15 protein-coding genes and 11 tRNA genes are annotated in these 17,376 nt (G+C 63.9%); 4 read left to right on the top strand and 22 right to left on the bottom strand.

What is annotated here, in order from left to right; all coding sequences use genetic code 11:
• Positions 1-205, top strand: a 205-nt coding sequence (locus tag N7573_RS20995) for a hypothetical protein (protein ID WP_279913976.1), incomplete at its 5' end; no start/stop codon positions are given.
• Here N7573_RS20995 and N7573_RS20990 read toward each other — a convergent pair.
• From N7573_RS20990 to N7573_RS20910, 17 genes are all read right to left on the bottom strand, one after another.
• Positions 148-2,103 (bottom strand): peptidyl-prolyl cis-trans isomerase, encoded by a 1,956-nt coding sequence (locus N7573_RS20990; RefSeq protein ID WP_279913975.1) that lies wholly within the window; start codon positions 2,101-2,103, stop codon positions 148-150. The two genes, N7573_RS20995 and N7573_RS20990, sit on opposite strands and share 58 nt — an antisense overlap.
• A gap of 182 nt (positions 2,104-2,285) precedes the next feature.
• Positions 2,286-2,362: transfer RNA gene (locus tag N7573_RS20985), tRNA-Asp, on the bottom strand.
• 106 nt (positions 2,363-2,468) lie between these two features.
• Positions 2,469-2,545 (bottom strand) — tRNA-Asp (locus N7573_RS20980).
• A gap of 87 nt (positions 2,546-2,632) precedes the next feature.
• Positions 2,633-2,709, bottom strand: a tRNA-Asp gene (locus N7573_RS20975).
• Between the two features lie 85 nt (positions 2,710-2,794).
• Positions 2,795-2,871, bottom strand: a tRNA-Asp gene (locus N7573_RS20970).
• A 26-nt stretch (positions 2,872-2,897) separates the two neighbouring features.
• Positions 2,898-2,972, bottom strand: a tRNA-Val gene (locus tag N7573_RS20965).
• Positions 2,973-2,983: 11 nt separating this feature from the next.
• Positions 2,984-3,256, bottom strand: coding sequence for an HU family DNA-binding protein (locus tag N7573_RS20960; RefSeq protein WP_004146343.1), 273 nt, complete (start codon positions 3,254-3,256; stop codon positions 2,984-2,986).
• A gap of 217 nt (positions 3,257-3,473) precedes the next feature.
• Positions 3,474-5,924, bottom strand: a complete 2,451-nt coding sequence (lon, locus tag N7573_RS20955) for an endopeptidase La (protein ID WP_032129321.1) — start codon at positions 5,922-5,924, stop codon at positions 3,474-3,476.
• Between the two features lie 142 nt (positions 5,925-6,066).
• Positions 6,067-7,356, bottom strand: coding sequence for an ATP-dependent Clp protease ATP-binding subunit ClpX (clpX, locus tag N7573_RS20950; RefSeq protein ID WP_032129320.1), 1,290 nt, complete (start codon positions 7,354-7,356; stop codon positions 6,067-6,069).
• A 126-nt stretch (positions 7,357-7,482) separates the two neighbouring features.
• Positions 7,483-8,109, bottom strand: a complete 627-nt coding sequence (gene clpP / locus N7573_RS20945) for an ATP-dependent Clp endopeptidase proteolytic subunit ClpP (protein WP_004146318.1) — start codon at positions 8,107-8,109, stop codon at positions 7,483-7,485.
• A 76-nt stretch (positions 8,110-8,185) separates the two neighbouring features.
• The gene (tig, locus tag N7573_RS20940; protein WP_049400909.1) at positions 8,186-9,481 is read right to left on the bottom strand and encodes a trigger factor; all 1,296 of its coding nucleotides are present in this window, start codon (positions 9,479-9,481) and stop codon (positions 8,186-8,188) included.
• A 189-nt stretch (positions 9,482-9,670) separates the two neighbouring features.
• Positions 9,671-9,755, bottom strand: a tRNA-Leu gene (locus tag N7573_RS20935).
• 139 nt (positions 9,756-9,894) lie between these two features.
• Positions 9,895-10,260, bottom strand: coding sequence for a hypothetical protein (locus tag N7573_RS20930; protein ID WP_279913345.1), 366 nt, complete (start codon positions 10,258-10,260; stop codon positions 9,895-9,897).
• 245 nt (positions 10,261-10,505) lie between these two features.
• Positions 10,506-10,581, bottom strand: a tRNA-Lys gene (locus tag N7573_RS20925).
• A gap of 198 nt (positions 10,582-10,779) precedes the next feature.
• Positions 10,780-10,855, bottom strand: a tRNA-Lys gene (locus N7573_RS20920).
• Positions 10,856-10,934: 79 nt separating this feature from the next.
• A tRNA-His gene (locus N7573_RS20915) sits at positions 10,935-11,011 on the bottom strand.
• Between the two features lie 168 nt (positions 11,012-11,179).
• Positions 11,180-11,404 carry a hypothetical protein gene (locus N7573_RS20910; protein ID WP_279913346.1) on the bottom strand — a complete coding sequence of 75 codons (225 nt, stop codon included), beginning with the start codon at positions 11,402-11,404 and terminating at the stop codon, positions 11,180-11,182.
• Between the two features lie 435 nt (positions 11,405-11,839).
• On the opposite strand from N7573_RS20910, the gene N7573_RS20905 reads away from it, so the two are divergent.
• Both N7573_RS20905 and N7573_RS20900 read left to right on the top strand, forming a co-directional pair.
• Positions 11,840-12,760, top strand: a complete 921-nt coding sequence (locus tag N7573_RS20905; RefSeq protein ID WP_071228867.1) for a hypothetical protein — start codon at positions 11,840-11,842, stop codon at positions 12,758-12,760.
• Positions 12,761-12,769: 9 nt separating this feature from the next.
• Positions 12,770-13,261 carry a hypothetical protein gene (locus tag N7573_RS20900; RefSeq protein ID WP_162292252.1) on the top strand — a complete coding sequence of 164 codons (492 nt, stop codon included), beginning with the start codon at positions 12,770-12,772 and terminating at the stop codon, positions 13,259-13,261.
• Between the two features lie 318 nt (positions 13,262-13,579).
• Here the strand turns inward: N7573_RS20900 and N7573_RS20895 are convergent.
• Positions 13,580-13,656, bottom strand: a tRNA-Arg gene (locus tag N7573_RS20895).
• A gap of 39 nt (positions 13,657-13,695) precedes the next feature.
• Positions 13,696-13,772: transfer RNA gene (locus N7573_RS20890), tRNA-Pro, on the bottom strand.
• 180 nt (positions 13,773-13,952) lie between these two features.
• On the opposite strand from N7573_RS20890, the gene N7573_RS20885 reads away from it, so the two are divergent.
• A complete protein-coding gene (locus N7573_RS20885) occupies positions 13,953-14,711 on the top strand; it encodes a Bax inhibitor-1/YccA family protein (RefSeq protein ID WP_049400915.1) in 759 nt (252 codons plus the stop codon).
• 60 nt (positions 14,712-14,771) lie between these two features.
• Here the strand turns inward: N7573_RS20885 and N7573_RS20880 are convergent, their stop codons facing one another.
• The 3 genes from N7573_RS20880 to N7573_RS20870 are packed head-to-tail and all read right to left on the bottom strand — an operon-like array spanning position 14,772 to position 17,252.
• Positions 14,772-15,521: a sulfite exporter TauE/SafE family protein gene (locus N7573_RS20880; RefSeq protein WP_279913347.1), complete on the bottom strand. Its 750-nt coding sequence runs from the start codon at positions 15,519-15,521 to the stop codon at positions 14,772-14,774.
• A 25-nt stretch (positions 15,522-15,546) separates the two neighbouring features.
• Positions 15,547-16,455 (bottom strand): LysR family transcriptional regulator, encoded by a 909-nt coding sequence (locus N7573_RS20875; RefSeq protein ID WP_100437398.1) that lies wholly within the window; start codon positions 16,453-16,455, stop codon positions 15,547-15,549.
• A gap of 53 nt (positions 16,456-16,508) precedes the next feature.
• Positions 16,509-17,252: a cysteine hydrolase gene (locus tag N7573_RS20870; protein WP_279913348.1), complete on the bottom strand. Its 744-nt coding sequence runs from the start codon at positions 17,250-17,252 to the stop codon at positions 16,509-16,511.
• Positions 17,253-17,376 lie beyond the last annotated feature (124 nt).

Genomic DNA, 17,376 nt, shown 5'->3' with positions numbered 1-17,376 from the left:
GATGCTCGACTGCATCTGCACGACTCTACAAAAGGCGGTCGAGCAAGCTCGACCACTACCAAAGCTCAAGCGCGCCACAGACGACGCGAAGGCACAAAAAAGGCCCGGCAATGCCGGGCCTTCTTCGATCCTGCCCCGCCGCGAGGCTTACAGGTTCTCTTCGGTGGTCTGGATCACGAACTTCCTGCGCATCGCCTCGACGTAGGCCTTGGCTGCGGCCATGCCGTCGATCTGGCTCAGCTGATCCTTGAGCTGCTTCTGCTGCTCGGCGGTCACTTCCTTGATGTCGCCCGGGTTGACCTTGTTCACGGCGAACAGCAGCGCGTGGCCGTTGACGTCGACCTTGCCGTAGCTCGGCTTGCCTTCCGCCGGCACCGGCGCACTGAAGATCGCGCGGTTGATTTCCGGGGTCGGCACCGGCTGGCTGCGCGGCAGGCCCGGCATCGGGCTCAGCTGCAGCTTCTCGCTGGCGGTCAGCGACTGCAGGGTGGCACCGGCCTTCAGCTTGGCCAGCACGGCGTCGGCGGCCTTGTCGCTGGCCTGGCGCTGGCGGTCGGCGCGGATCGCGGCGATCACCTGTTCACGCGCCTTGTCCAGCGGCGTTGCCTGTTCCGGGGTATGCGCGGCAACGCGGATGACCACGCTGTGGTTGGTGGCACCGCCCAGGGCGATCGGGTCGCTGGCAGTACCATCCTGCACCAGCACTTCGGAGAAGGCCGCACGCAGCACAGCCGGATCGGTGGCGATGCCACTGGCGGTTGCGCGGGTGATCGGGCCCAGGGTCTGCAGCGGCAGGTTTACTTCCTTGGCCGCAGCAGCCAGATCACTCGGGCTCTTGTTGATCGCATCGACCAGGTGGCCGGCCAGCTCGTTGAAGCCGCGCTCGCTGTCGGCCTTCAGCTGCTCGGCGGCCAGCGTGTCACGCACTTCCTCGAACGACTTGCCTTCGCCGCCACGCACCGCGGCGACCTTGATGACGTGGTAGCCGAAGTCGGTCTTGACCGGGCCGATCACGTCACCCGCCTTGGCGGCGAACAGGGCGTCTTCGAACGGCTTGACCATCGCGCCACGCTCGACCCAGCCCAGATCACCGCCCTGGTCCTTCGAACCCGGGTCTTCCGAATTGGCCTTGGCCAGTGCAGCGAAGTCGGCACCCGCCGCCTTGGCTTCGGTGGCGATCTTGTTCGCCTTGGCTTCGGCACCGTCACCGGTGATCAGGATGTGCGCGGCCTGGCGCTGTTCCGGCGAAGTGAACTTCGCCTTCTCGTCCTCATAGCGCTTGCGCAGGGTCGCTTCGTCGGCCGCGGTCGGTGCCGGCAGGTTGGCGCCATTGATCTCGACGTATTCCAGCGACACGCTTTCGGCCTGGCGGAAATCCTTGCCGTGGCTGTCGTACCACTGCTTGATCTGCTCATCGGTGACCGGCGCGGTATCGGCCGGAACCTCCGGCAGCGCGGCCAGTTCGACGTCGCGGGTCTCACCCAGCAGCTTCAGCAGACGCTCGGTCTCGGCCTGGGTGACGAAGCCCGAATTCTGCAGGCCCGACGGGATCACCGACTGCTGCAGGCTCTCGCGCACCAGCTCCTGGAACTGCGTGGGGGTACGCGGCGGATTGCCACCGGCCAAGGCCAGGCGGTAGTTGTTCTCGTTGAACTTGCCGTTCGAATCGAGGAAGGCCGGGATGGTGGCGATGTACTCGCGCACCGCGCCATCGCCGATCACAACACCGGCCTGCTCGCCCACCAGGCGCACGACCTGCTCGTCGATCAGCTGATCGAGCACGGCCATCTTGTTTTCAGTGCTTTCGAACGCGCGCGGGTCGAAGTTCTCGCCCTGCTGCTGGCGCTCACGCATGCGCTCCTGCTCGAAGCGGGTGCGGAAATCCTGCGCGCTGATCTCGTGGTGCTGCCACAGCATGCGCACCGGCCACCACGACGGTGCCGAACGCCACCAGGTCGGAGGCGCGGAAACCTTGGCCACGTTCTGTGCGCCAACGCCACCCAGGTAGCTGTTGTCGATCACGAACAGGAACGGAATCATCAGCAGCCCCAGGATCACGGTGACGATCCAGCCTGAGGTCTTGTCGCGGAGTTTCTGCAGCATGGTGAGGAATCACAAGGCCTGATTGGCGAGCCCGGCAGTGTAACCCGCTTCGTCGCAGGGACCAAAAGCAGCGCCGGCGCGGCCTGCGCCGATCTCCGCGGACCTGTGCCGTCAGCACCTCGGCAGGCCTGCCGCAGGGCACAAAGAAAAAGCCCCCGGCTTGCGCCGAGGGCTTTTAAAGTTGGCGGAGCGGACGGGACTCGAACCCGCGACCTCCGGCGTGACAGGCCAGCATTCTAACCAGCTGAACTACCGCTCCGCGCTGAAACTTTGCAGGCGCCCAGTATATCCGAAGACTCCCTGGAAACCCAGCCCGATGAACACTTTTTTCAAAGTTTTTTCACAGGGACTTAAGAATTCTGCAATGGCGGAGCGGACGGGACTCGAACCCGCGACCTCCGGCGTGACAGGCCAGCATTCTAACCAGCTGAACTACCGCTCCGTTCTTGCAAAAACCTTTTCGCCTTCCTTCCGAACCTGTCGGTGAGAAGACAAGGCCCCCAGCTTTAGGCCGGGGGCCTCGATGTAGTGGCGGAGCGGACGGGACTCGAACCCGCGACCTCCGGCGTGACAGGCCAGCATTCTAACCAGCTGAACTACCGCTCCGCATTGTTGCTATTTCCTGTTTTCCCACCGGCCTGAACCGGGGAGAAAACAAAGCCTCCAGCTTTTGGCCGGAGGCCTCGTTGAATGGCGGAGCGGACGGGACTCGAACCCGCGACCTCCGGCGTGACAGGCCAGCATTCTAACCAGCTGAACTACCGCTCCACACTCAAACTTTTACCGCGGTGCTGTGGTGGGTGCTGAGGGTTTCGAACCCCCGACCCTCTCCGTGTAAAGGAGACGCTCTACCGCTGAGCTAAGCACCCCAGCGAGCCGCTTAGTTTACAGCATCCTTCAGGGCCTTACCAGCCTTGAACGACGGATTCTTCGAAGCAGCGATCTTGATGGTGTCGCCGGTCTTCGGGTTGCGGCCGGTGCGGGCAGCACGGTCGCGGACCTGGAAGGTACCGAAGCCAACCAGGGTGACCGCATCGCCGTCCTTCAGCGCCTTGGTGACGGCAGCAACGACGGCATCGACAGCGCGGCTGGACTCGGCCTTGGTCAGGTCGGCAGCTTCAGCAACGGCATCGATCAATTCGGTCTTGTTCATTCTCTACAACTCCTTTGGCGGTGGGTTCCGCTTATTCGACAGGGAAGCAACCGCACGCCTTCTGCATGCGGCCGCCATGTGGAAACGGTTCGCCGATTCAGTCATCGCTGACAGCGATCACTCATTCGCGAGTGCTGCTTTTATACCAGTGGCCCTACCCCCACGCAAGCTGGAAAGCCAGCAACGACGCGGGTTTCGGGCCATCGGACAGCGCGCGTCAATGCTTGACGCGCGCGCTTCCACTCGGTTTGGCCTTGCTGCGCACCGTGACACGCTGCGCACTCTTGCGCGCCTTCTTCGGTGCCAGCGGGCGCTCCAGCGCCAGGTCCAGGACCTCTTCGATGTACTTCACCGGCACGATCTCCAGATCGCGGGTGACGTTGGCCGGAATATCTGCAAGGTCCTTGCGGTTCTCTTCCGGAATGATGACCGTGCGGATACCACCGCGCAGTGCGGCCAGCAGTTTCTCCTTCAAGCCACCGATGGCGGTGACACGACCACGCAGGGTGATCTCACCGGTCATCGCCACGTCGGCACGCACCGGCACCTTGGTCAGCATCGACACCAGCGAGGTGACCATTGCCGCACCGGCACTCGGTCCGTCCTTCGGCGTGGCACCATCGGGCACGTGCAGGTGCACGTCGTGCTTCTGCAGGAAGTCGCTGTCGATGCCAAAGCCGACCGCGCGCGAACGCACCACCGACAACGCCGCCGAAGCCGATTCCTTCATCACGTTGCCGAGCTGGCCGGTCAGGATCAGCTGGCCCTTGCCCGGCACCAGCGTCGATTCGATCTGCAGCAGATCGCCACCGACTTCGGTCCAGGCCAGGCCGGTGACCAGGCCGATCTCGTTCTCTTCCTCGGCGCGGCCGAAATCGAAGCGACGCACACCCAGGTACTTGTCCAGGTTCTTGCTGGACACGCTCACCAGCGCCTTGGACTTCTTCGCGCCCTTCTTCGCCTTCACCGGCTGCGGGCCGGCCAGCGCGATCTCCTTCACCACCTTGCGGCAGATCTTGGCGATCTCGCGTTCCAGGTTGCGCACGCCCGATTCGCGCGTGTAGTAGCGCACGATGTCCTGGATCGCATCGCTGCCGATCTCCAGCTCTTCCGGCTGCAGGCCGTTGGCCTTGATCTGCTTCGGCACCAGGTAGCGGGTGGCGATGTTGAGCTTCTCGTCCTCGGTGTAGCCGGGGATGCGGATCACTTCCATGCGGTCCAGCAGCGGGCCGGGAATATTGAGCGAGTTCGAGGTGGCCACGAACATCACTTCGGACAGGTCCAGGTCCACTTCCAGGTAGTGGTCGTTGAACGCGTTGTTCTGCTCCGGGTCGAGCACTTCCAGCAGCGCCGACGACGGATCGCCACGGAAGTCCATCGACATCTTGTCGATCTCGTCGAGCACGAACAGCGGGTTCTTGCTGCCGACCTTGTTGAGGTTCTGCACGATGCGGCCCGGCATCGAACCGACGTAGGTACGACGGTGGCCACGGATCTCGGCTTCGTCGCGCACGCCGCCCAGCGACATGCGCACGAACTTGCGGTTGGTGGCCTTGGCGATGGACTGGCCCAGCGAGGTCTTGCCCACGCCCGGCGGTCCGACCAGGCACAGGATCGGGCCCTTCATCTGCTTCACGCGCGACTGTACCGCCAGGTATTCAAGGATGCGTTCCTTGACCTTCTCCAGGCCGTAGTGATCGGCGTCGAGGGTGTCCTGCGCAGCCTTCAGGTCCTTGCGCACCTTGCTGCGCTTCTTCCACGGCACGCCCAGCAGCCACTCCAGGTAGTTGCGCACCACAGCGGCTTCGGCCGACATCGGCGACATCTGCTTGAGCTTGTTCAGTTCGTTGCGCGCCTTGGCTTCAACGGCCTTCGGCATGCCGGCTTCGGCGATCTTGCGGGCCAGCTCTTCCAGCTCGCCTGGTGCGTCGTCCAGGTCACCCAGTTCCTTCTGGATGGCCTTCATCTGCTCGTTGAGGTAGTACTCGCGCTGGCTCTTCTCCATCTGCGACTTCACGCGGCCGCGGATGCGCTTTTCCATCTGCTGCACGTCGATCTCGCCATCGACCAGGCCGACCAGCATCTCCAGGCGGTCACCGACGGCCAGCGTTTCCAGCAGGCGCTGCTTGTCGGCCAGGCGCACGCTGATGTGCGCGGCGATAGTGTCGGCCAGGCGGGCCGGCTCATCGATGCCCGACAACGTCTGCAGCAGCTCCGGCGGCAGCTTGCGATTGGTCTTCACGTACTGCTCGAACAGCGACATCAGCGAGCGGGCGATCGCCTCCACCTCGCGTGCTTCGCGCTCGTCGGTGGCGTCGATCTCCACGGCCTGGCCGTGCAGCGAGCCGTTACGCTCATCGACGTGGGTGACCTGCACGCGCGACAGGCCTTCGACCAGCACCTTGATGGTGCCGTCGGGCAGCTTCAGCAGCTGCAGCACCTGCGCCAGCGTACCGACCTGGTAGAGGTCGGCCGCATGCGGGTCGTCGGTCTCGGCCGACTTCTGCGCCAGCAGCAGGATGCGCTTGTCCGACTCCATTGCCTGTTCGAGCGCGTGCATGGACTTGTCACGGCCGACGAACAGCGGGATGACCATGTGCGGGAACACCACTACGTCGCGCAGCGGCAGGACCGGCAGGTCGAGGGTTTCACTTGGGGAACGGGCCATGGGGGCTCCAGGGAAGGGGAAAACCGCCTCCGGGAGGGCATCTTCCGGAGACAAAAAAAGCCGATGGCCCCGTTATGGGGCCATCGGCTTTCAGATGCAAGGCATTCCTTGAAAATCCTTTCCAATCAACAACCTGGAAGGATCACTCGGCGCCTGCGGCCTTCTGTTCAGGGGCCGCCGGGGTCTGGTAGATCAGGTACGGCTCGGACTTGTGCTCGATCACCGACTCGTCCACCACCACCTTGCTGACGTTTTCCTGCGACGGCAGGTCGTACATGGTGTCCAGCAGGACCGATTCGACGATGGTGCGCAGGCCACGGGCGCCGGTCTTGCGCTTGAGCGCCTTCCTGGCGATGGCCGACAACGCGTCCGGACGGAACTCCAGCTCGACGTTCTCCATCTCGAACAGCTTCTTGAACTGCTTGGTGATGGCGTTCTTCGGCTCGGTCAGGATCCTGATCAGGGCCGGCTCGTCCAGCTCCTCCAGGGTCGCCACCACCGGCAGGCGGCCGACGAACTCGGGGATCAGGCCGAACTTGATCAGGTCTTCCGGCTCGACTTCGGCCAGCACCTTGCCCACTTCCTGCTTGCGCTCGCTGCTCTTCACCTTGGCGCCGAAGCCGATGCTGCCGACGTCGGTGGAACGGGCCTGGATAACCTTGTCCAGCCCGGCGAACGCGCCGCCGCAGATGAACAGGATGTTCTTGGTGTCCACCTGCAGGAATTCCTGCTGCGGGTGCTTGCGGCCGCCCTGCGGCGGAACGCTGGCCACGGTGCCTTCGATCAGCTTCAGCAGGGCCTGCTGCACGCCTTCGCCGGACACATCGCGGGTGATCGACGGGTTCTCGCTCTTGCGCGAGATCTTGTCGATTTCATCGATGTAGACGATGCCCTGCTGCGCCTTCTCGACGTCGTAGTCGCACTTCTGCAGCAGCTTCTGGATGATGTTCTCCACGTCCTCGCCCACGTAACCGGCTTCGGTCAGTGTGGTGGCGTCGGCCATGGTGAACGGCACGTTGAGCAGGCGGGCCAGGGTCTCGGCCAGCAGCGTCTTGCCCGAACCGGTCGGACCGACCAGCAGGATGTTCGACTTCGCCAGTTCGACGTCGTCGTTCTTCTGCCGGCTCTCGATGCGCTTGTAGTGGTTGTACACGGCCACGGCCAGCGTGCGCTTGGCGCGGTTCTGGCCGATCACGTACTGGTCGAGGACCTCGAGGATCTCGCGCGGCTTGGGCAGCGAACTGCGCGCCGACTGCGCCTTTTCCTCAAGTTCCTCACGGATGATGTCGTTGCACAGCTCCACGCACTCATCGCAGATGAATACGCTCGGACCCGCAATCAGCTTGCGCACTTCATGCTGGCTCTTGCCGCAGAAAGAGCAGTAGAGGATCTTGCCGGTGTCCGTGGAACGACCTTGGCGGTCTTCGCTCATGCTTCGCTTACCCAGTTACCCCACCCGCTGAACGGGGGTTCGATTCGAGAATAGCACAGGGCCGAGGGGACACCAGTCCCGCCCGACCCTGCAGGAACGGGGCCTCCATGGCCCCGTGATGGCCGGTCAGCCGGCCTGGATCGACTCGTCCGGACGACGCTCCAGGACCTGGTCGACCAGACCATAGGCCTGCGCCTCGAAGGCGCTCTTGAAGTTGTCGCGCTCGGTGTCGCGGGCGATCGTCTCCAGCGACTGGCCGGTGTGCTTGGCCAGCACCTCGTTCAGGCGCGAACGCAGGGTCAGGATCTCACGCGCGTGGATGTCGATGTCGGTGGCCTGGCCCTGGTAGCCACCCAGCGGCTGGTGGATCATCACGCGCGAGTTCGGCAGCGCATAGCGCTTGCCAGCTTCGCCCGCGGCCAGCAGCAGGGCGCCCATCGAGGCGGCCTGGCCGATGCAGGTGGTGCTCACATTCGGCTTGATGTACTGCATGGTGTCGTAGATCGCCATGCCGGCGGTGACCACGCCACCCGGCGAGTTGATGTAGATGTTGATGTCCTTTTCCGGGTTCTCCGACTCCAGGAACAGCAACTGCGCCACCACCACGTTGGCCATGTGATCGTCGATCGGGCCCACGAGGAAGATCAGGCGCTCCTTCAACAGGCGCGAATAGATGTCGTAGGCACGCTCGCCGCGGCTGGTCTGCTCGACCACCATCGGAACCAGGTTCAGGGCTTTGGTTCGGTTGTCCATTACGTGAGGTACCTATCTTGGGGGGCAACAACCCCGCGCCGGCAAAGGCGCGGGGCATCCGGTGATCCGCCCGGGCTTACTGGCGGATCGCGTCCTGGAACGACAGCTTCTCTTCGGTGTGCTGGGCGCGCTCGGCGATCCAGTCGATCACCTGCTCTTCCATCACACGGTTCTGCAGGCCAGACATCAGCTGGGGGTCGTTGCGGTACATCTCAATGACCTGTTCCGGCTCTTCGTAGGTCGAAGCGATCAGACGCATCGTTTCGTTCAGGCGCTTGGCTTCCAGGCGCAGGTCATTGATGCGGGCCACTTCACCGACCAGCAGGCCGACCAGCACGCGCTTGGCGGCCGCTTCCTTGAAGCCTTCGTGGGCATCGGCCGGGATCTCGCCGACGTTCTGGCCGTTGCGGCGGATCTGCTCGACCTGCTGGGCCAGCATGGCGCGGGCTTCGTTCTCGACCAGGCGCGGCGGCATTTCCACCGACGAATAGGCGGCGATCAGCTGCTCGCCCACTTCGCGGCGCAGGCGGTTCATCAGGGCACCCTTCAGCTCGCGCTCCAGGTTGGCGCGGATGTCGCTGCGGAACTGCTCGACGTCGCCGCCCTTCACGCCGAAGCTCTTGATGAAGGCTTCGTCGACCGCCGGCACGACCGGCTCGGACACTTCGGCAACCTTGACGGTCACCTGCACGGTCTTGCCGGCCAGCACCGGCACGCGCCAGTCAGCCGGGAACTCGACGTCCAGGGTCTTTTCTTCGCCCTTGGCCAGGCCGACCAGGCCCTTTTCGATGGTGTCGAACATCATGCCCTGGCCGAGCACGATCGAACCCTTCTCGGTGCCCTCGGCCGGCAGGCGCTCTTCGCCGGCCTGCGACCAGGTTTCCACCGCGACCAGGTCACCGTCCTGCGCGCCACGGCTGACCGGGGCCCAGGTACGACGCTGGTTCTGCAGGTTCTCGATCATCTGGTCGATGTCGGCGTCGGTGATCTCGGCGCTGTGGCGCACGACGGTCAGCTTGCTGACGTCGATATCGCCGAAGTCCGGCACCACTTCCACGGTGGCCACGAAGGAGAATTCACCCTCGTCGCCCTTGTCGATGCGCGGGCTGCCGACGATGCGCAGGTCGTGCTCACGCACGGCGGCATCGAAGGTTTCGCGCAGCAGGCCGTCCAGCGCCTCGCCACGGACCTGCGCGCCGAAGCGCTGCTCGATCACCTTGGCCGGCACCTTGCCCGGACGGAAACCCTTGATGCGGGTGGTACGGGCGATTTCGCCCAGGCGGCCGACGATGTGGCTCTGCAGACGCTCTTCCGGCAGCGAGAAGCTCAGGCGGCGTTCCAGGTTGCCGGTGGATTCGATCGAAGCTTGCATGTTGACTCCTGCCACCGGTGGCCCACGCCCCCGGCTCGATGATTGGGATGAAACGGTTGTAAGGACACGACGTCTGGGACGCGCCTGCTTGCCGCAGCCCTTTAGTTTCGCCCAATTCGGCCTGCACTGCCAGCGCGTGCCGGTCAAGGGGGCGCAGATGGCCCGATCAGGGCGGGGACAGGCCGGCACTGGTGCGAAAGGGGGGACTCGAACCCCCACGCCTTGCGGCACTGGAACCTAAATCCAGGGCGTCTACCAATTCCGCCACTTTCGCGTGGCCGGCTCAGGCGTTCATTGTCGCAGGCGGGGGCAGGAAGCGGAAGGCCTGCACAAAACTGAATCTGCCGCGATGGCCGCGCCCCCTGCATCGCTGCCGCCCCGGCGGGCGCACCGCCCGCCAGGACGACTGCGGCTTACTGCTGCGGTACAGCGCGGGCCGGTGCCATGCCGGCATGTTCGGCGGGCGCCTCCCCCTTGCGGATCTCCACGCCCCCGTCGTCGGTACGGCGCAGGGCCACCGACTCCGGCATGGCCTTGCGCACATCCACCGAACCGTCCGCATTGCGCTGCACATCCACCGCGTCAGGCAGGACCTCCGCTTCCGCAGGCTGAGCCGGCTGCATCTGCATGGCGTCACCCACCGGGCGCGCCGGAGTGCTCTCCGTGCCCGCATCGCGTTCAACGGTCTTCGCGGGATCATTGGCCGGCGTGCAGGCAGCCAGCGCCATCAACGCGAAGGGAACCCACAGCGTGCGGTGCAATCGATTGATATCAGCCATCAACATCTTCCTTCGTGCATGCGCCTTCGGCGCGGAAGATCCATTGGGTGCGATGCAGGAAGGATGCGGTGAGAAGCAGCGCACAGCATTGAAAACACTGATGACGCGTATGCCCCTGATTTCAGCATCGCTTCAGTAGATCCACGCCATGCGCCGTTTCAGCAGATCCACACCATGCGTGGATGAAGCGCAACCCGGCGCGCAGACAAGAAAAAAGCCACTTGGCGAACCAAGTGGCTTTCGTCTGGTGGGCTGTCAAGGATTCGAACCTTGGACCTATTGATTAAGAGTCAACTGCTCTACCAACTGAGCTAACAGCCCGAAATCGGGGCGCGAATTATGACCCGATCCGCTCGGTGGGTGCAAGCACTTTTTTCAACATCGTTGAAACCAGCACTGCGGTCCCGCTGCATTGCAGATCCACGGCCAAGCAGGGCTCTGCAACCCGTGATCCATCGAAACGATGGGAGTCACACTTATAAGAAAAAAGCCACCTGGGATACCAGGTGGCTTCTGTCTTGGTGGGCCGTCAAGGATTCGAACCTTGGACCTATTGATTAAGAGTCAACTGCTCTACCAACTGAGCTAACGGCCCGTAAAACTCAGACGCACATTGTAGCGTGCTTTCTGTTTATTGCAATACCGTTTCGGCTGCGCCGATGCGGTTGAATCAGTGGGGTGGCTGAGGGGATTCGAACCCCCGACCACCGGAATCACAATCCGGTACTCTAACCAACTGAGCTACAGCCACCACTGAAACTTTCGCTCCACCGCCGATGAGGCTGACGCTGGACCTTGATGCTTTGCTAGCGGGTGGAACCAGAAGTCCGTCCCCCGAAGCGAGTCCGGCATTTTCCGGGAGTCGCGAAGGAATTGCAAGCACTTCTTCACATTGATGTGCAGGGGCCGGAACAGGAGATCAATGCTGCTCCGCCGAGGTCACGCGCGCGATGTCCGCATGCCCATCCAGGAATGACAGCGTGGCCTCCCCTTTCGGCGTGACCTGCAGCTGCAGGCGTGGCTGGCCCGCTCCGTCGAACAACTGAAACATCACGTTGCGCGACTGCGTCCTGCCAAGAAGCACTCGACGGGTAATCGCTTGCACACCCTGCGCGTGCAAGCGCTCATCGTCGGCCCAGAACATCGGTCGCAACTGTCCATCGGCGACATCGTTTCGATCACATCGAACGACGTGTTGCGTTCGGCCGTCACCCCCATCAGCAGGCCAGCAAACGCCCGCAAGGCGACAGCACCGCGGCAGAAGGTAAGCAGCCGTTGGCGCCTGCGCCGCCGATGTACTTCGACCAGCACCTGCTTCACCTCACCCACGCCGTTCGAATCTGCATCCATCCCGAGCCAGAGAAGGCGCGTGCCGCACGCACCGGATGTCAGGCCCTGGCGAACAGCCCGCCCGTCGTCGGGCACGCCCCGAGAGCATGAACGCATAGTGAACAAATCGTGAATGAATCTCAAATAGGGATGGGGGAGATCCATTCATACAACGTTAGCTGCAGGACATGGAACGCAGGGCGCGCGTTTGCAACCATGCCGATTCCTGCAATGAAGGTGAGATCAATAGATGAGCAAGCGGCTAATCGGATTCGTCGCGCTGGCAGCCGTGCTGGCAGTGGCAGCCGTTGCAATGTCCGGCTACCGGCAGCAGGCAACTGCGGATGCCACGGCAGAGGAATCCGGGAAGAGTGGCAGCCTCGATGAACGGCCTGACCAGGGAAGGCAGCTTCCGGCGTCAGGTGCGGCGGCCGCGCAAAGGCTTGAGCGGGACAACAAGATCCCGCCGGGCTCGTACAAGGCCGTGGGCCCCAAGGCCTACGAAATCGTAAGAGGCAATGAGTTCCGGCCTCCCGGTGACGCGCTTGCCCACGTCAAGCAACTGATGCTGCGCTCCGAATCCGGAGATGCCACGGCAACCTACGAAATCTATCGAACCATCGAGCAATGCCAGACCTTCATCTCGGATCGCGCTGACAAGCTGGCGGATTCGGCCACCACGGTCGGGGCCGGCAACTGGTTCCTGGAGCGGTCGGAACGAATCCTCAAAGAGTGTGAGTCGCTGGCTCTGGATCAGGACATCTATCACGCCGATTGGCTTTCGAAGGCCGCCGCCATGGGCTCGCAGGAAGCGATGCGCGCCTACTCGCGATCGCCGGAGAAAGTCATCGGTTCGCTTGATGACGCAATCCGTGATCCCGCGGCGCTCGAGGCGTGGAAGGACACCGCCACCGGATATCTGCGCGAACTGGAATCACAAGGGAACGTCAATGTCATCAGCGACATGGCGATGGCCTACACCTATGGCGGCATCGTTCCTGCGGATCCCGTTGCGGCCCTGGCGTACACCCGCGTCCTCAACCGGCTGGACCCACGTTTTGCCACCACCGATGACATTGCCAACCATGAGAAAAACCTGAGCAGCCAAGAGAAAGAGAAAGCCCGCATTTCATCGAACGAAATCTTCAAGAACTGTTGCATCCCACGATAAGGACCTATTGTGAAAGCTAGACTGATTGGGATTATCCCTTCGCTTGGTAGAAACTCCATTCCCGCCATTGCAGGCGTGCTGCTGTTCATGGCGGCCGGGAGCCTTCAAGCGAAAAAGCTTCCTGGCGTCATCAACTGCACCGCCGGATGCACGCTGACAACCCCGTATCCCGATCCGGTGACCAACCAGCAGCTTTCCCAAGAGGTCCAGAAGCTCAATGACGGCCGGACCACGGTCTGGACTGCCCAGACGCGCGTCCAGACCGGCGATGTCCTGACCGTCTGCAACGGTATTTCCTGCGTCAACTACACGTGGCGAGGTGCAGGTTTCGACTCCGGCGAAGTGATTTCGACCGTCCTCCCGCCCAACTCCCGCGGCGGTGGTGGTGGCGGCGGCGGTGGCGGCGGTGGTGGCGGCGGCAGCGGCCCGATCAGCGGCGGCTGCCACGGCAACTGCGGCGGTGGCGGCAAAGTGCGAGTGGGCGAACTGGAACAGATGTGATCCATCCGGGGTGCACTCGACCAGAGTGCATCCATCGCGACATTGAAAAAGGCCAGCGCATAGCGCTGGCCTTTTTTCTTTGCCGGGTGCATTGCCCCATCCCAGGCGGCGCTGCTCAAGCACCTGCGGAGTGAGCCGATCGACGTCAGACGCCGGTCAACCGCAACCGGAATGACATCACGTCGTGCGACTGCACCCCATACAAAGGGCATCTTTCATCGGAAAAGAGGAAGGTGGAATGCTCGCCACCCAGGGTCGTGCAGCCATCGAATGGGAACCAATGTTCACGGATGTGAGCACTTAAACCATTGATTCCAATGGCGCGCCCGACAGGAATCGAACCTGTAACCGCCGGCTTAGAAGGCCGGTGCTCTATCCAGTTGAGCTACGGGCGCCCGAACCGGAACGGTGTCCAATCCGACGTGATGTGGGATTGGTCGGGGTAGAGGGATTCGAACCCCCGACATCCTGCTCCCAAAGCAGGCGCGCTACCAGACTGCGCTATACCCCGGTCTTGCAATCCCCTCGGGCCATGCCCGGGGAGCTGGTCATTGTCGCCAAGCGCATTGGGAACTGTCAACGCAGGATGCGTAGATCCGGCGCCTGCCACAACGCCGAAAGCAGTCATCGGCTATGCTCACGCCCATCGGCCGGATGGCCGTCCTGACCCTCATTCGCACGGAGAACGCGTATGCGCAGCGGCAACCCGGCTCTTTCCGAGTCCACCTTCCTCGACCTCGCCAGTGGCTCGGTGGTGACCAGCCCCGACCAGGCCATGACCCTCAACGGTACCGTCAACAAGACCGGCTTCCTGCTGCTGTTGACCGTGCTGACCGCCGCCTTCGCCTGGAACCAGACCATCGATGACTACGGCCAGGTCATGGCCGGAGCCAAGCTGTATGCCATGGGCGGCGCCATCGGCGGCCTCGTGCTGGCGCTCATCACCGTCTTCAAGAAGGAATGGTCGCCGGTCACCGCACCGATGTATGCGCTGGTGGAAGGCCTGTTCCTGGGCGCCATCTCGGCCGTGTTCAACGCCAAGTTCCCGGGCATCGTGTTCCAGGCGGTGCTGCTGACCTTTGGCACCCTGTTCGCGCTGCTGTTCGCGTACCGCAGCGGCCTGATCAAGGCCACCGAGAACTTCAAGATGGGCGTGGTCGCCGCCACTGGCGGCATCGCCCTGCTCTACCTCGCGTCATTCGTGCTGGGCTTCTTCAACATCGACGTGCCGGTGATCCACGACTCCAGCTGGCTGGGCATTGCTTTCAGCCTGTTCGTGGTGGTCGTGGCCGCGCTGAATCTGGTGCTGGATTTCGACTTCATCGAAACCGGTGTCGCCCAGCGTGCACCGAAGTACATGGAGTGGTATGGCGCATTCGGCCTGATGGTGACCCTGGTCTGGCTGTACGTTGAATTCCTGCGCCTGCTGTCGAAGATCCAGCAGCGCTGAGCCGAAACATGCCGTAGACGACAAAGGGCGCCCTTCGTGGCGCCCTTTTTTGTTCTTCCCTCAGCGCGCCAGCAGTACCGGCAGCGACGACGCCAGCAACGCGATGCCTGACGCGGTCAGCAGGCCCAGCACGACCTGCCGGAAGCGTGCCTCGCTGATGCCGATGTAGACCCGCGCGCCCAGCAGGGTCGGCACCAGCATGGTCGGTGCCACGATGGCGAAGTACGGCAACATCTGCCGGCTCACCAGGCCGCTGCCGACATAGGTGGCCATGGTCACCGCCAGCATCGCCAGGTTGAAGTTCTGGATGACCGCGCGCTGCTCGTCCTTGCCGAAGCCTCGCAGGGTGCTCCACAACGTCGGCACCGGCCCGGCAAAGCCGCCGATGCCACTGAGCACGCCACCGGCCATGCCAGCAATCGCATCACCGATACGGCCGCCGACGCGGACCGGAGGCAACGAGCGCGCCATCAGCATCACCGGGCACCACAGCGCCAGGAAGCCACCCAGCAGCGCCTTGAACCAGTCCATGTCCAGCTGTGGCAGCACCGTCACGCCCAGCGGAATGCCGGCCAGCCCACCCAGCACGAACGGCAGCAGCAGGCGCAGGTTGAAACCGCGGCGCACGGTGAACACTGCGACCAGCTGCCCGACCAGCGCACCAAACACCGAAAGCGTCGCCGCCAGCCGCGGCTCCAGTCCCCATGCCCAGAACGACATCGCCACCATGCCAAAGGCGAAGCCGGACAGGCCCTGAACGAATCCGGCGACGATCGCGCCCAGCGCGACCAGCAGATACACCGACTCCATCACCACCTCGGTTGCTGCCGCGCGACTACCCCGCCGCGCCCACCTGTGCAGCGTAGTGCGCCGCAAGGTGCTCGACCAGCGCACGCACCTTCGGCGCCAGCGCCCGCGCGTGCGGATACAGCGCGAAGTAGCGCCGCTGTCCGGCGTGCCAGGCGGGCAGCACACGGATCAGGCGGCCGGCACGCAGGTCCTCCTGCACGGTCAGCGCAGTAAACAGGCTGATGCCCATGCCAGCCAGCGCGGCGGCGTACAACGCTGGCGTCGCATCCACCCGCAGGCGCTGCCCCGCCTCGATGCTCGCGGCGGCACCGCGTGGCCCCTGCAGCTGCCAGGGCGACATCGCCGCTGTGGGACTGAAACCCAGCAGCGTGTGCTGTGCGAGGTCCGAAGCCTGCCGGGGCAGACCGTGCCGCGCCAGATAGGCCGGTGCGGCGACCAGGATGCGTGGGCAGCTGGCCAGCTCGCGGGCGACCAGCTGGCTGTCCGGCAAGGAAGGCGCGATGCGCAGCGCCAGATCGAAGCCACCCCCGACCACATCAACCAGCTGGTCGTCGGCGGAAAGATCCAGCGTGACCTGTGGGTAGCGCTGCAGGAACGACGGCAACCAATGCGGCAGCTCCTGGCTGGCGACCACCTGCGGCACGCTGATCCGCACGGTGCCGCTGGGCTGTGCCTGCCCTGCGCGTGCGCGATCATCCGCCTCCTGCAGGCGATCCAGCAGCGCTGCCGCCTCGCGGTAGTAATCGCGACCGGCTTCGGTCAGTGACAGCCGGCGGCTGTTGCGATCGAGCAGTCGAACCTGCAGATGTTCTTCCAGCTGCCGCAGTTGCCGTGACATCGCCGAATGGGTGGTACCCAGTCGTTCGGCGGCGGCGGTGAAACTGCCTGCATCGACGATGGCGCGCAGCGCACGCAGGGCGGCGAAATGGTCCATCGGCGGGCAGCTCCAGGTGGCGGGGCCCGCGGCGTGCGGGCCCCGTCAGCTTATCAAGCGCCGTCGCCGGCCTTGCGCACCGGCAGTGCCAGGATCGCGTCAGTCGCCATGACATCGCCAAAGGTGTCCTCAATCTGCGCCAGCGAGGCGTCATGCAGCGCGCGATGACCGATGCGCTGGCCTCCGGCAAGATCCAGATCACGGCTGGCAGTTGCATCGGACGACACGATGACACGGTAGCCACGCGGTGCCGCTGCGGCATCGCGGGCGGCACCTGCCACGCAGGCATGGGTCTGCAGGCCGGTGACGATCAGGGTGTCGATGCCGGCATCCTTCAGCACCTGGTCGAGCACTGCGGCCGAGTCACCGGCGAACACGCTGACGTTGTCCTTCCGCACCACGGTCTCGCCCTTGCGCGGCTGCAGGTCGCGATGGAAGGCGGCATTGACGCTGCCCTGCGCGAACAGCGGCGCACCAGCCGGCAACACGTGCTGCACATGGATCACGCGGATGCCGTGGGCATCGGCGAACTCGACCACCCGCTTCGCCTGCCGCAGTGCGGCCACGCCATCGGGGATGACCATGCGGCCACCGGCGAAGCCCGGCACAGCGCTGCCGTCGAAGTATTCGTTCTGGAAGTCGATCACCAGCACGGCGGTCTTCGCCGCATCCAGCGAAGCCACAACGGGTGCGCCAGCCATGTGGCGGATGGTGGGATGGGCCGGTTCGGCAGCGGTGACGGGGGTAACGGTGGCCATGCCGATCAGGCTGGCCAGACCAAAGGCGGTGAGGTTCATGTTCAAGCTCCTGTGCGGTGGAAAGTGGGCACATGATGCGGAGCGGACGGCGCACGAACCAGCCATGTAAAAGCACATGATCTGTGCAAATTTCGCACAGAATGTCCTTGTAGCGTCGAGCCAT

Origin of the sequence: Stenotrophomonas sp. GD04054, from assembly GCF_029836955.1 — a bacterium.
Classification (GTDB): domain Bacteria; phylum Pseudomonadota; class Gammaproteobacteria; order Xanthomonadales; family Xanthomonadaceae; genus Stenotrophomonas; species Stenotrophomonas maltophilia_A.
The sequence above is the reverse complement of the archived record's forward strand: the minus strand, read 5'-3'. Positions and strand labels throughout refer to the sequence as shown.